Source organism: Rhodococcus sp. IEGM 1409 (assembly GCF_030056735.1).
Lineage (GTDB): Bacteria > Actinomycetota > Actinomycetes > Mycobacteriales > Mycobacteriaceae > Rhodococcus_F.
Map to the genome: position 1 here is coordinate 182,861 of NZ_JASHKN010000005.1, position 12,438 is coordinate 195,298.

Annotated in this window: 15 protein-coding genes and 4 tRNA genes; 17 read left to right on the forward strand and 2 right to left on the reverse strand. The window is 62.0% G+C overall.

Going from position 1 to position 12,438, the window contains the following annotated elements; all coding sequences use genetic code 11:
• Nucleotides 1-33 precede the first annotated feature (33 nt).
• Entirely contained in the window at nt 34-732 is a 699-nt protein-coding gene (locus QM716_RS16055; protein WP_283305036.1) for a demethylmenaquinone methyltransferase, read from the forward strand.
• A 21-nt stretch (nt 733-753) separates the two neighbouring features.
• Here the strand turns inward: QM716_RS16055 and QM716_RS16060 are convergent, their stop codons facing one another.
• Entirely contained in the window at nt 754-2,016 is a 1,263-nt protein-coding gene (locus tag QM716_RS16060; RefSeq protein WP_502942066.1) for a geranylgeranyl reductase family protein, read from the reverse strand.
• Nucleotides 2,017-2,120: 104 nt separating this feature from the next.
• Between QM716_RS16060 and QM716_RS16065 the strand changes: the two genes are divergently transcribed.
• Together QM716_RS16065 and htpX are read left to right on the forward strand one after the other, a co-directional pair.
• Nucleotides 2,121-3,170: a polyprenyl synthetase family protein gene (locus QM716_RS16065; protein ID WP_037129929.1), complete on the forward strand. Its 1,050-nt coding sequence runs from the start codon at nt 2,121-2,123 to the stop codon at nt 3,168-3,170.
• Between the two features lie 153 nt (nt 3,171-3,323).
• Nucleotides 3,324-4,187, forward strand: coding sequence for a zinc metalloprotease HtpX (gene htpX, locus QM716_RS16070; protein ID WP_283305153.1), 864 nt, complete (start codon nt 3,324-3,326; stop codon nt 4,185-4,187).
• A 70-nt stretch (nt 4,188-4,257) separates the two neighbouring features.
• Here the strand turns inward: htpX and QM716_RS16075 are convergent, their stop codons facing one another.
• Entirely contained in the window at nt 4,258-4,749 is a 492-nt protein-coding gene (locus QM716_RS16075; protein WP_283305038.1) for a YajQ family cyclic di-GMP-binding protein, read from the reverse strand.
• 224 nt (nt 4,750-4,973) lie between these two features.
• Between QM716_RS16075 and QM716_RS16080 the strand changes: the two genes are divergently transcribed.
• The 14 genes from QM716_RS16080 (at nt 4,974) to rplL (ending at nt 12,206) form a co-directional block, all read left to right on the forward strand.
• Nucleotides 4,974-5,056 (forward strand) — tRNA-Tyr (locus QM716_RS16080).
• Between the two features lie 289 nt (nt 5,057-5,345).
• Nucleotides 5,346-5,418 (forward strand) — tRNA-Thr (locus tag QM716_RS16085).
• A gap of 45 nt (nt 5,419-5,463) precedes the next feature.
• Nucleotides 5,464-5,536: transfer RNA gene (locus tag QM716_RS16090), tRNA-Met, on the forward strand.
• A gap of 61 nt (nt 5,537-5,597) precedes the next feature.
• Nucleotides 5,598-5,765, forward strand: coding sequence for a 50S ribosomal protein L33 (gene rpmG, locus QM716_RS16095; protein ID WP_003941903.1), 168 nt, complete (start codon nt 5,598-5,600; stop codon nt 5,763-5,765).
• A gap of 86 nt (nt 5,766-5,851) precedes the next feature.
• A complete protein-coding gene (gene hadA / locus QM716_RS16100) occupies nt 5,852-6,406 on the forward strand; it encodes a (3R)-hydroxyacyl-ACP dehydratase subunit HadA (protein ID WP_283305039.1) in 555 nt (184 codons plus the stop codon).
• On the forward strand, nt 6,393-6,818 hold the full coding sequence (gene hadB, locus QM716_RS16105) for a (3R)-hydroxyacyl-ACP dehydratase subunit HadB (protein WP_283305040.1): 426 nt from the start codon (nt 6,393-6,395) through the stop codon (nt 6,816-6,818). Before hadA ends, hadB begins: the two co-directional genes overlap by 14 nt.
• Before the next feature lie 173 nt (nt 6,819-6,991).
• Nucleotides 6,992-7,064 (forward strand) — tRNA-Trp (locus QM716_RS16110).
• A gap of 31 nt (nt 7,065-7,095) precedes the next feature.
• The gene (secE, locus tag QM716_RS16115) at nt 7,096-7,599 is read left to right on the forward strand and encodes a preprotein translocase subunit SecE (protein ID WP_283305041.1); all 504 of its coding nucleotides are present in this window, start codon (nt 7,096-7,098) and stop codon (nt 7,597-7,599) included.
• Between the two features lie 84 nt (nt 7,600-7,683).
• Nucleotides 7,684-8,541 (forward strand): transcription termination/antitermination protein NusG, encoded by an 858-nt coding sequence (nusG, locus tag QM716_RS16120; RefSeq protein WP_050655835.1) that lies wholly within the window; start codon nt 7,684-7,686, stop codon nt 8,539-8,541.
• Nucleotides 8,542-8,607: 66 nt separating this feature from the next.
• Nucleotides 8,608-9,042 (forward strand): 50S ribosomal protein L11, encoded by a 435-nt coding sequence (gene rplK / locus QM716_RS16125; protein WP_003941896.1) that lies wholly within the window; start codon nt 8,608-8,610, stop codon nt 9,040-9,042.
• Nucleotides 9,043-9,152: 110 nt separating this feature from the next.
• The gene (gene rplA, locus QM716_RS16130) at nt 9,153-9,872 is read left to right on the forward strand and encodes a 50S ribosomal protein L1 (RefSeq protein WP_243619740.1); all 720 of its coding nucleotides are present in this window, start codon (nt 9,153-9,155) and stop codon (nt 9,870-9,872) included.
• A gap of 157 nt (nt 9,873-10,029) precedes the next feature.
• Nucleotides 10,030-10,722 (forward strand): hypothetical protein, encoded by a 693-nt coding sequence (locus QM716_RS16135; protein WP_283305042.1) that lies wholly within the window; start codon nt 10,030-10,032, stop codon nt 10,720-10,722.
• A 437-nt stretch (nt 10,723-11,159) separates the two neighbouring features.
• Nucleotides 11,160-11,744, forward strand: a complete 585-nt coding sequence (gene rplJ, locus QM716_RS16140) for a 50S ribosomal protein L10 (RefSeq protein ID WP_003942074.1) — start codon at nt 11,160-11,162, stop codon at nt 11,742-11,744.
• 78 nt (nt 11,745-11,822) lie between these two features.
• Nucleotides 11,823-12,206 carry a 50S ribosomal protein L7/L12 gene (rplL, locus tag QM716_RS16145; protein WP_283305043.1) on the forward strand — a complete coding sequence of 128 codons (384 nt, stop codon included), beginning with the start codon at nt 11,823-11,825 and terminating at the stop codon, nt 12,204-12,206.
• Nucleotides 12,207-12,438: the final 232 nt, after the last annotated feature.

Sequence of the window (12,438 nt, forward strand, 5' to 3'; positions counted from 1 at the left end):
CCTCGCTGCCCGAGGGTTGGTAGCGTTTCGGGTGTGGCCACTACACACGGAACCCGAGCAACTCTCGATAAGCAACCGCACGAAGTCGCGTCGATGTTCGACGACGTCGCGGAGCGATACGACCTCACCAACACCGTGCTGTCCTTCGGCCAGGACAAGGGTTGGCGCAAGGCCACCCGCGAAGCCCTCGACCTCAAGCCGGGCGAGAAGGTGCTCGACCTCGCCGCCGGAACCGGAGTCTCGACCGTCGAGCTAGGCCGCTCCGGTGCCTGGTGCGTCGCCACCGACTTCTCCAAGGGAATGCTCGAGGCCGGAATCTCGCGCAAGGTCCCGATGGTCGCAGGTGACGCGATGTACCTGCCGTACGCCGACAACGTATTCGATGCCGCGACGATTTCCTTCGGTCTGCGCAACGTCTCCGACTTCGAGGCCGGACTTCGCGAGATCGCCCGCGTCACCAAGCCGGGTGGACGCCTCGTCGTCAGCGAGTTCTCGACGCCCGTCTTCGGACCGTTCCGCACGGTCTACATGGAGTACCTCATGAAGGCGCTCCCGCAGGTCGCACGCACCGTCAGCAGCAACCCCGACGCCTACGTCTACCTCGCCGAGTCGATCCGTGCCTGGCCGACCCAGGAAGAGCTGGCACGCAAGATCGGGGCTGCCGGATGGAAGAACGTCAAGTGGCGCAACCTCACCGGCGGCATCGTGGCGCTGCACTACGCCACTGCCTGAACTGCTGCGCACAGCACTGGCTCAACCGAACAGCGGTCGGGAGTCGATCTTTCTCGATGCGGCTCCCGACGCACGCCATGCCCTCGCCGTCAGATCGGCGTCGGCGTCGGTGACGAGGTTTCCCATAACCCGAACGGCGACCGTCATCAGTGCCCGTGAGCGCATCGCAATCGGACCCGACGCGGGCAGGAACTGCGGAACCGTCAGCAGACCTGCGAGTCGGCGCGCGACCGAGAATGCCTGCCCGTAATGCTCCCGCAGTACCCTCGGCCACAGTTCCGTGAGGTCGTCGGCGCCGAGCGCTTCGACCACCAAGCGTCCGCCTTCGAGGCCGTAGTCGATGCCCTCACCGTTGAGCGGGTTCACACAGGCTGCGGCGTCACCGATCACGGCCCAGTTGCGTCCGGCGATGTTGGAGACGGCTCCGCCCATGGGTAGTAAAGCCGAAGCGACGGAATGTATTTCGCTGCTCCACTGCCACTCGCTTCGGCGCTGATCGGTGTACAGATCCAGCAGAGGACGTAAGGCACCTGGTGCCGGGCGCTTGGACGTCGCCAGTGTTCCGACGCCGATGTTCACCTCGCCGGTTCCGAGTGGGAAGATCCAGCCGTACCCCGCCTGCAACGTGCCCTCGGCGTCCCGCAGTTCCAGATGCGAGGTGATCCACGGATCGGCGCTGCGCGGAGTTGCGACATACGCGCGTGCCGCGACGCCGTAAGCGGTGTCCCGGTGCCACTGCCGCCCCAGCTTCTTGCCGAGCGTCGAGCGAACACCGTCGGCGATGATCAGCGTGCGACAACGAAGGGCGCTGCGTCCCGAGGGGCCGGCTAGAACGACAGCGGCTACCCGATCGCCGTCGAGTTCGACGTCCACCGCCTTCGTGCCCTCCACCATCACCGCCCCGGATTCGACGGCGCACCGGCGAATGGCGTCGTCGAGTTCGGTACGGGGGATCGCGCTGCCGATCGGTGGAAACGACGTTCCCGGCCATTCGAGTTCGAGTTCCTGGCCGAATCCGGACAACCGCAGTCCCTTGTTCGTCGTATGTGATCGAACCCACTCGCCAAGGCCGAGGAGATCCAGCTCGGCTACGGCGCGCGGAGTGAGTCCATCACCACACGTCTTGTCCCGAGGAAACACTGCCGCGTCGACCAACACGACGTCGCGACCGCTACGGGCGGCCCACGCCGCAGCCGAAGAACCCGCGGGACCAGCACCGATGACCACAATGTCGGTTTCGGTCGGAGGTGAATCGACGACGGGGGACTGCTCTTCTACGGACACACTCACATCTTCCCAGGCTCGCGATCGCCACCGTGGCGAGGCCGTCCCGAGTGCGAACCGCTAGGTTCACTACCGTGGGAACCGAGCCGTCACTGACGACAGGAATGGGTACTGACATCGTGAGCACCGAAAAGACTGCTGCCGACGCAACCGCATCGAGCACCGTCGTTGCAGGCATCGACCTGGGCGACGAACAGCTCGCCGCAGTAGTGCGTGGTGGACTCTCCGATGTCGAGGAGTTGTTGGTCAGCGAGCTGTCCGACGGCGAAGACTTCCTCACCGAGGCCGCGCTGCACCTCGCGCGAGCTGGTGGCAAGCGCTTCCGTCCGTTGTTCACGATCCTGACCGCGCAGCTCGGACCGGTGCCGAACGATCCGTCGATCATCACCGCAGCGACCGTCACCGAACTCGTTCACCTCGCGACGCTCTACCACGACGACGTCATGGACGAGGCGTCCATGCGCCGCGGGGCGCCCAGCGCCAACGCCCGCTGGGGCAACAGCGTGGCGATCCTGGCCGGCGACTACCTGTTCGCGCACGCGTCACGACTGGTGTCGACGCTCGGGCCCGAAGCAGTGCGGATCATCGCCGAAACCTTCGCCGAGCTGGTCACCGGCCAGATGCGCGAGACGATCGGCGTCAAGAAGGAGCAGGATCCGGTCGAGCACTACCTCAAGGTCGTGTGGGAGAAGACCGGTTCGCTGATCGCTGCCTCCGGACGATTCGGCGGCACCTTCTCCGGCGCCGACGCAGCTCACATCGAGCGCCTCGAGCGCTTGGGTGATGCCGTCGGCACCGCGTTCCAGATTTCCGACGACATCATCGACATCTCGTCCGTCTCGGCCCAGTCCGGCAAGACGCCCGGCACCGACCTGCGTGAGGGCGTCCACACCCTGCCCGTCCTGTACGCATTCCGCGAAGAAGGGGCCGACGCAGATCGCCTGCGGGAGCTGCTCGCGGGCCCGGTAACCGAAGATGCCCTGGTAGAAGAGGCACTCGAACTGCTCGAGCGTTCTCCCGGCATGGTCAAGGCGAAGGCAAAGCTGGGTGAGTACGCCGTCGCGGCGAAGGCTCAGTTGGCCGAACTCCCGCAGGGACCGGCAAACGAAGCTCTGGTGCGTCTGGTGGACTACACGATCGAACGAGTCGGCTGACACCGCGACGAATCGGGGTTTCCGGGTGGGAACCCTGATAGTCACTGGGTGGGAACCCTGATGGCCCTGTCCTTCGTTGACTGAACGGAACCGGTGCACACGCCGGGGAGTTCGGGTGAGCCTTCGGCTCCGGCGAGGCAAGAGGTGAGCAGTTTGCACGGCTACGCGAACGGTGCGAAGACATTCGGGTTGTTGGTGGGGATGTCGGCGCTGATCGTCTTCATCGGCTCGCTGTTCGGCAGCCCGGTGCTTCTGTGGGGATCCGTTCTCTTTGCCGTCGGCATGAATGCCTACGTCTACTTCAACAGCGACAAGCTGGCGCTCCGATCGATGCGTGCCCAGCCCATCACCGAGGTCGAGGCACCGGCGATCTACCGCATCGTGCGCGAACTCGCCACGACGGCGCACCAACCGATGCCCCGGCTGTACATCAGCCCCACGAACGCCCCGAATGCGTTTGCCACCGGTCGTAACCCTCGTCACGCCGCCGTGTGCGTGACCAGCGGCATCATGCAGATCTTGAACGAACGCGAATTGCGGGCCGTGCTCGGGCACGAACTCTCCCACGTCTACAACCGGGACATTTTGATCTCGTCCGTGGCCGGCGCGATGGCCAGCGTCATCTCGGGCCTGGCCAACTTCGCGATGTACGCGAGCATCTTCGGCGGCCGAGGGAACGGGCAGGGAAGTAATCCGATCGCGCTGCTGCTCGTCTCCCTGCTGGGACCGATCGCGGCAACCGTGGTCAAGCTGGCCGTCTCGCGCTCTCGCGAGTACCAGGCGGATCAATCGGGAGCCGAGCTCACCGGTGACCCGTTGGCGTTGGCGTCGGCGCTGCGCAAGCTCGAGTCGGGCGTCGCGGCCGCGCCGTTGCCGCCTGAGCCGAAACTCGCGGCGCAGTCCCACCTGATGATTGCCAACCCCTTCAGAGCGGGGGACAAGGTGAGCAAGCTGTTCTCGACGCATCCGCCCATGGCGGACCGGATCGAGCGTTTGGAGAAGATGGCGGGGATGTAGGGCCTTCGGCCCCTGTGCGCCTTTCTGGTCGTCGGAACTACCAAAAAGGCGCACAGGGGCGCAGCCCCTACTACCGGTAGTTCACGAACTGCAAGGCGATCCCGAAGTCCTCACCCTTGAGCAGGGAGATGACACCCTGGAGGTCGTCGCGCTTCTTGCTGCTCACCCGAAGCTCTTCACCCTGGATCTGCGCCTTGACGCCCTTGGGGCCCTCGTCGCGGATCTTCTTGGTGATCTTCTTCGCGTTCTCGCTGGTGATGCCCTGGACCAAGGTTCCGGACAGCTTGTAGATCTTTCCGGATTGCGCTGGCTCGCCGGCATCGAATGCCTTCAGCGAGATGTCACGACGGATCAGCTTCTCCTTGAACACGTCGAGGGCGGCCAGCAGTCGCTCCTCGGTGTCGGCGTTCAACGTGATCGTCTCTTCACCAGACCACTCGATCGACGCACCCGTGTTTCGGAAGTCGAAACGCGTGGTCAACTCCTTGGCAGCCTGATGCAGAGCGTTGTCCACCTCTTGACGGTCTACTTTGCTCACCACGTCGAAGGACGAATCAGCCACTTCACACTCCCGCTTTCCGGTAGTTCACGAACATCGAGTTCCGCCCACCTTCCATACCGGTGGACACCTCGACGTTATCGGGTCGGCACCGCCCGTTACCACCCGGTTTGCAAAATGGGGGTGTGTTCGTTGTATTCTTCTCACCGCACCGAGGAAGCCGTTTTCGGCCGCCGCACGTCGCGATATACTTGCGAATGCGCCGGATCGAAGCCTGGTGCAAGCACGGCAGATTGCCCGAGCGGCCAATGGGAGCGGACTGTAAATCCGTCGGCTTATGCCTACGTAGGTTCGAATCCTACATCTGCCACACCAAGTCAGCCCCGATTCTCTTTCCGAGAGTCGGGGCTGACTTTTTTGTGCTTGTTCCGATGTCGATTGCTTGCAGGTGACGCGTATCTGCTGCGGCTCAGGGGAGGACTTCGGGGGAGTGCGGGGTCAAGCTGGTTCCCGCAAAGCCCTCGCCACAGGCCCCGATCAGTGCAAGAATGGGCTCCGGCACCATTTTTGCCCCGATGACCAGCGGATTTGGTGCTGGCGCTCGTTCGTGTGTAATCTTTCGGAGGCTTCAAGAGAGCGGCAACGCACTCCTGAGCCACGCCCCCTTAGCTCAGTCGGTAGAGCGTTTCCATGGTAAGGAAAAGGTCAACGGTTCGATTCCGTTAGGGGGCTCGCTGGATTGTGGTGCCGTGCTTTCCGCGCGACACTCGACACCGAGGCGGTGTAGCTCAGTTGGTAGAGCAAACGACTCATAATCGTTGCGTCGCCGGTTCAAGTCCGGTCACCGCTACACAATATGCATGATCCACCCTGATTGCTCGTAATCAGATACACCCGAAAGAAGGCATCCCGTGGCCTCCTCGACCGACGTTCGGCCCAAGATCACCTTGGCCTGCGAGGTATGCAAGCACCGCAACTACATCACCAAGAAGAATCGGCGCAACGACCCCGATCGCCTGGAGCTCAAGAAGTTCTGCCCCAACTGCGGAACCCACCAGTCGCACCGCGAGTCGAAGTAGTAAGTCCTTAACAGGACGACGATTTTCGCGGAAGACCCTCTCCGGGCCTGCGTCTTCGGGTCCTAGCTAGAAGAGAGTCTCACCGCGTGACAGATTTGCAAGAGAACCAGGCAGCGGCCGAGGTCCCTACGGACCCGGCCGCTCATGCCGTCCAGATGGTCGGTCACCACTATCGTGTCGAAGACTTCTACGAGGTCGGACGCGAGAAGGTGCGCGAGTTCGCTCGCGCCGTCCAGGACGCGCATCCCGCGCACTACGACGAGTCGGCAGCCAAAGGCCTCGGATACGACGGTCTGATCGCTCCCATCACGTTTGTCGCGATCGTGGGTGCCATTGCTCAGCGACGTCTGTTCGAAGAGATCGTCACAGGCTACGACTTGAGTCAGATTCTTCAGACCGATCAGCGTTTGGTGCTGCACAAGCCTATGCAGGTCGGTGACCGACTCTTCTGCGACGTCTATCTGGATTCCTTCAGGCAGGCCGCAGGTAGCGACATCATCGTGACCAAGAACATCATCACCGATCAGAACGACGAAGCAGTTGTCACCACGTGGACAACGCTTGTCGCTCGAACGGGTGGGGAAGTGGACGAGAACATCGCCCACGCAGTCAAGGACGTGATGATGCATGTCGCTTCGTAAATTCTCCGACGTGAGTGTCGGCGAACTTCTCCCCGAGAAGTCCGTCACCTTGACGCGCGGAAACCTCGCCAACTATGCGGGTGTCTCGGGAGATCCGAACCCGATTCACTTCAGTGACGAGGTCGCACGACTTGCCGGCTTGCCGGACGTGGTTGCGCACGGCATGCTCTCCATGGGCATCGGTGCCGGTTACGTTACCGAATGGCTGGGAGATCCGGGCGCAGTGACCGAGTACAACGTACGGTTCACGAGCCCGGTCATCGTGGCGGCCGCCAAGGCTGCCGAGATCGATTTCACCGCCAAGGTGAAGTCGGTCGACGAAGAAAGCAAGACCGCAGTACTGGCAATCGTGGCCAAGTCCGAAGGTAAGAAGATCTTCGGTCGTGCCACTGCCACGGTCCGTCTAGCCTGATCGCAGGGCGGATTGTGTTTGTTCCGGGGCTTTGAAGTACACTGAGATTTCTGGGATTCCTCAGCGCTGCGCGCTGCCCTGAATGTTGCAAGGCATTCACCTCGGGTAGCGCGTATGTTGTGTGATCGCAGAACGGTTGATTCAGGCAGGGTCTACCTGTCGAGGTCAACCAAAGGGGCGTAGCTCAACTGGCAGAGCAGCGGTCTCCAAAACCGCAGGTTGCAGGTTCAAGTCCTGTCGCCCCTGCCCCCGGATGCCAGCGACTGAGAGGAACGACGTGAGCGAGGAGCGCGCCAAGCGCGACGCCGACACTTCGGATGCGGAGACTTCAACGTCTGCCGATTCGACCGGTGTCGACGACACTGCAGCTGACGCGACTACGCGTTCCGATCTGTCGCTGGACAAGGACGGCGCCGAAGAGGTTCCCTCCGCATCCAGTGGGGTTTCCAACAAGCCGACCGGCAAGCGCGCTGCGCGCGGCGCCTCGGTCAGCGCGTCCACCGTGAAGACTCCGGCCCGGACGGCGTCCCGGACATCATCGGCCAAGCCGACTGCAACGAACCCCGGCAAGAAGCCCAAGGCGAAGAAAGACAACATCTTCAAGCGCCTGCGCAAATTCTTCCGCGAGGTCATCGCAGAACTCCGTAAGGTCATCTGGCCGAACCGCAAGCAGATGATCACCTACACCAGCGTCGTGCTGACGTTCGTGGTCTTCATGGTCGCTTTCATCAGCGGCGTCGATATCGCTGTGATCAAGGGTGTCACCTGGCTGTTCGGCTGATCGCCGTAGCAGTCGGGCGTCTTTGCCTGCGAGCGCGACAAGACCCGACCCGGGTCCGAGTAACGAGAGGAAGCGAGTGCCCCAGTGAGCACCCCCGAGAACGACACGAATGAGGCTTTGGCCGAAGAGCGTGTTTCTGCCGAGGCGGCAGCCGAAGTAGACGTCGTGGTTGCCGAAGGCACCGATGCAGACGTTGCCGAAGGCACCGATGCAGACGTTGCTGAAGACGCTGCCGACACTGCAGCGACCGAGGACGTCATCTCCGACGATGCCGAGAACTCCGACGAGGCCGCCCCGGCCGCCGAACTCGAGGTCGAGGATCCCGTTGCCGAACTCAAGGCTGCGCTGCGTCGCGCCCCGGGTGACTGGTACGTCATCCACTCGTACGCCGGTTACGAGAACAAGGTCAAGACCAACCTCGAGACTCGCGTTCAGAACCTCGACGTCGGTGACTACATCTTCCAGGTGGAAGTTCCCACCGAAGAGGTCACCGAGATCAAGAACGGCCAGCGCAAGCAGGTCAACCGCAAGGTTCTGCCCGGATACATCCTCGTTCGCATGGAGCTCAACGACGAGTCGTGGGGCGCAGTGCGCAACACGCCTGGTGTCACCGGTTTCGTCGGTGCCACGTCGCGTCCCTCGCCGCTGACCCTCAACGAGGTCGTCAAGTTCCTGCTCCCGCAGCAGGAGCAGAAGAAGCAGCAGGCTGCAGCGGCGGCCGTCGCAGCTGGCGAGGCACCGTCCGAGTCCTTCGGCAAGCCCCTCATCGAGGTCGACTTCGAGGTCGGCGAGTCGGTCACCGTCATGGACGGCCCCTTCGCGACCCTTCCGGCCAGCATCAGCGAGGTCAACGGCGAGCAGCAGAAGCTCAAGGTTCTCGTGTCGATCTTCGGTCGTGAAACCCCGGTTGAGCTCAACTTCAACCAGGTCGCGAAGATCTGACCACCCCAAAACTTGCAATTTGTTCGACGCAAGACACACACCCAAGCTAGAAACTAGGAACTAGAGATGCCCCCAAAGAAGAAGAAGCTCGCCGGGCTCATCAAGCTGCAGATCCAGGCAGGTCAGGCTAACCCTGCACCTCCCGTGGGTCCCGCGCTCGGTCAGCACGGCGTGAACATCATGGAGTTCTGCAAGGCCTACAACGCGGCGACTGAGTCCCAGCGCGGCAATGTTGTGCCGGTCGAGATCTCGGTCTACGAAGACCGGACCTTCGATTTCAAGCTGAAGACCCCTCCCGCCGCCAAGCTGCTCCTCAAGGCAGCCGGCGTCGCCAAGGGCTCCGGCGAACCGCACAAGACCAAGGTTGCCTCGGTGACCATGGATCAGGTGCGCGAAATCGCGAAGACCAAGGCTGAAGACCTCAATGCCAATGACATCGAGCAGGCCGCGAAGATCATCGCCGGCACCGCTCGCTCCATGGGCATCACGGTCCAGGGCTAGTAGCCCGCTCCACAGCATTACGTGGGAGGGCCGGCCAGGCCCCGACCACAACTGAACCATTCACCACTGCACCAAGTAACTCACTGCAGTGATAAGTAAGGACAGAACAAATGGCAAAGCGCAGCAAGGCGTACCTCGCCGCCGCTGAGAAGATCGACGCAGACAAGCTCTACAGCCCGCTTCAGGCTGCAAAGCTCGCCAAGGAGACGTCGTCCACCAAGATGGACTCAACCGTTGAGGTTGCAGTTCGTCTGGGCGTCGACCCCCGCAAGGCTGACCAGATGGTCCGCGGAACGGTCAACCTGCCCCACGGCACCGGTAAGACCGCTCGCGTCATCGTGTTCGCTGTTGGCGAGAAGGCAGCAGAAGCAGAGGCTGCAGGCGCTGACGTAGTCGGTGCAGAAGACCTGATCGAGCGCATCCAGGGTGGATGGGTCGATTTCGACGCCGCAATCGCGACTCCTGATCAGATGGCCAAGGTCGGCCGCATCGCCCGTGTCCTCGGACCGCGTGGCCTGATGCCGAACCCGAAGACGGGCACCGTCACGGCGGATGTCACCAAGGCTGTCAACGACATCAAGGGCGGAAAGATCAACTTCCGCGTCGACAAGCAGGCCAACCTGCACTTCGTCATCGGCAAGGCATCGTTCGACGATGAGAAGCTGGTGGAGAACTACGGCGCAGCCCTGGACGAGATCCTGCGTGCGAAGCCCTCGTCGGCCAAGGGCCGCTACGTGAAGAAGATCACGGTCTCGACCACCACCGGTCCGGGCATCCCGGTGGATCCGAACCGTACCCGCAACCTCCTCGAGGATGCTGCAGACGCGTAAGCAGTTCGCATACGAACAAGAAGGCCGGTAGGGATCGCTCCCTACCGGCCTTCTTGTCTGTTGTGGGGGTCTGCCTCGCTGCGCCAGTGGTATTCGGTCCAGCAGTGGTATCCGGTCCAGCAGTGCCATCAGGTCCAGCAGTGGCATCATCGGGTGTATGCACGAAGCGTTCCAGTTCCTCGGAAATTTCTGGTGGCTGCTGTTTGTTTTCGGCGGCACCATCGGTGGGGCGCTGAAAGGTGTCGCGGTTGCCAACGAAAGGCGGATCGAGCGCCGGCAAGAGCGTTTCCGGCTCAAGCAGCAGACCAAGGTCGCCATCGCGCAAGTCAACGCACAACATCACGCCGATGAGGAGACGCAGCGTCGCGAGTTGGCGAAAGCCATCGAGCAGCACGATGAGGTCGATGCCCGATGGTTCTCCTACGAACTAGATCCGGTCACGCTGCTCGACACCCCGATGATGACGGACATGCGCGAGGCTTTGACGGCCGATTTTCATCGAGCCAAATATCGTGCCGATCTGCTCCGACCAGGCAATCCGGAGACGATGATCGGCAACCAGCAGGTACAAACCGAGTACCGCGAGGCGGTACACGCTTACGCGATCGCATTCGAAATCGCGGAAGCGGAGGCCAAGCGCCGTAGACGCAGCGGCTTCAGCCTCGACGAACAAGAGCGTCTGGTACGAGCACAGCGTCTGCTGCGACTGGCCATGGACGAGGGCGCGACGCCACAGGAACGTCAGAGCGCGTACAAGAAGGCACACAAGGAACTCGATGGACTGCTTGTATTGCCGGACCGAGCTCGGGCGGAGATCGAACACAAGATCGCCAGGGCCATAGGTGCGTGAAGAAACCCGGGGCGTGAGGAAACCGGGCGCGTGACGGGCCCGAATTGGTGAATCGGTATGCCGTCAGGTAGTCTTCGATGCGGAGTTCAGTGCTGGATATGAACTTCACCCCAAAATCATGTTCTACCCAAGACCGTTGGTGATTGCACTCAGTAATGAGTGTGGTTGAAAGTCCGGGAGTGCCCGGCGGCCCACGTAGGTGAACGAGGTAGGGGGATAGCTTGATGTAGTGGTTCTACAGTTCGCCTGGTTATGCACTGCTTTGCGTTGCATCGTTACGCTGATTCGTAAGCCTCTTCTTCATGTTTCCTCTGTACGCCCCGTGCGCTTGCGCCGGGGCGTTTTGCATGTCGCGGACTGTGTCTTCTCGGGTTCATCCCCGATGAGGTGCAGCGGTTCCTGAGTGGGACAACGACTGTCACGAGAGGAGGCGAAGTATGGCAAAGCCTGAGAAGGTTTCCGCAGTTGCGGAAATCACCGAGCAGTTCAAGGGTTCGACCGCCGCTGTGGTCACGGAATACCGTGGCCTTTCGGTTGGCAACATCACGACACTGCGACGCGCTCTCGGAGAAGGTGCCACCTACTCCGTCGCCAAGAACACCCTGGTCAAGCGTGCCGCCGCAGAGGCTGGCATCGAGGGCCTTGATGACCTGTTCGTTGGTCCGACCGCCATTGCATTCATCAAGGGCGAACCGGTCGACGCTGCGAAGGCTCTGAAGAACTTCGCTAAGGACAACAAGGCGCTCATCATCAAGGGCGGCTACATGGACGGCGCTGCGCTGTCCGTGGAAGAGGTCAACAAGATCGCGGATCTCGAATCCCGCGAAATCCTGTTGGCAAAGCTTGCCGGCGCGATGAAGGGCAACTTGGCAAAGGCCGCAGGCCTGTTCAACGCTCCCGCTTCGCAGATGGCCCGTCTGGCCGCTGCGCTGCAGGAGAAGAAGGCTGCAGAAGGCGGAGCCGCAGAGGCCCCCGCAGAGGCTGCCACCGAGGCTCCGGCCGAGGCCGAAGCCGAAAGCTGATCCGCACCCGCGCATCACTGCTATAACCCCGCCCGGTCGCGGATCAGCGACATGGGACTTACAGGAAGGACCGCCACAATGGCGAAGCTCAGCACCGAAGAGTTGTTGGACCAGTTCAAGGAGCTCACCCTCCTCGAGCTCTCGGAGTTCGTTAAGGCATTCGAGGAGACCTTCGAGGTCACCGCTGCTGCTCCCGTCGCCGTCGCCGCTGCAGGCGCACCGGCTGCCGCAGAAGCTGCTGAAGAGCAGGACGAGTTCGACGTCGTCCTCGAGTCGGCTGGCGACAAGAAGATCCAGGTCATCAAGGTCGTCCGTGAGGTCGTTTCCGGCCTCGGCCTGAAGGAAGCCAAGGACCTCGTCGAGAGCGCTCCGAAGGCCATCCTCGAGAAGGTTGCCAAGGACGCCGCAGAGGCTGCCAAGGAAAAGCTCGAAGCTGCCGGCGCAAAGATCGTCATCAAGTAAGACGGTTTTCCCGCTGCTCTTCGCGAGTAGTAACGAAGAGGGCCACTCCCCACGGGGAGTGGCCCTCTTTTTTTGAACTTTTTTCGCCGGTGATATTTCGGAATTGGTGCAGGTGGGAGGGGCGTCCGAACTAGGCTGTGACCTGAATTATGCTTCTTCCCTACTCGTTAGTAGTATTCGCAGTCACGGGTACCACTCCCATGCGATAGAGTGACCCAACCCACACGGGTGC

Bases quoted from the DNA above. Each gene is read 5' to 3' on its own strand.
- QM716_RS16065 (WP_037129929.1), top strand. From the start codon at position 2,121: ATGGGTACTGACATCGTGAGCACCGAAAAGACTGCTGCCGACGCAACC.
- hadB (WP_283305040.1), top strand. From the start codon at position 6,393: ATGTCGCTTCGTAAATTCTCCGACGTGAGTGTCGGCGAACTTCTCCCC.
- rplK (WP_003941896.1), top strand. From the start codon at position 8,608: ATGCCCCCAAAGAAGAAGAAGCTCGCCGGGCTCATCAAGCTGCAGATC.
- rplA (WP_243619740.1), top strand. From the start codon at position 9,153: ATGGCAAAGCGCAGCAAGGCGTACCTCGCCGCCGCTGAGAAGATCGAC.
- QM716_RS16135 (WP_283305042.1), top strand. From the start codon at position 10,030: ATGCACGAAGCGTTCCAGTTCCTCGGAAATTTCTGGTGGCTGCTGTTT.
- rplJ (WP_003942074.1), top strand. From the start codon at position 11,160: ATGGCAAAGCCTGAGAAGGTTTCCGCAGTTGCGGAAATCACCGAGCAG.
- rplL (WP_283305043.1), top strand. From the start codon at position 11,823: ATGGCGAAGCTCAGCACCGAAGAGTTGTTGGACCAGTTCAAGGAGCTC.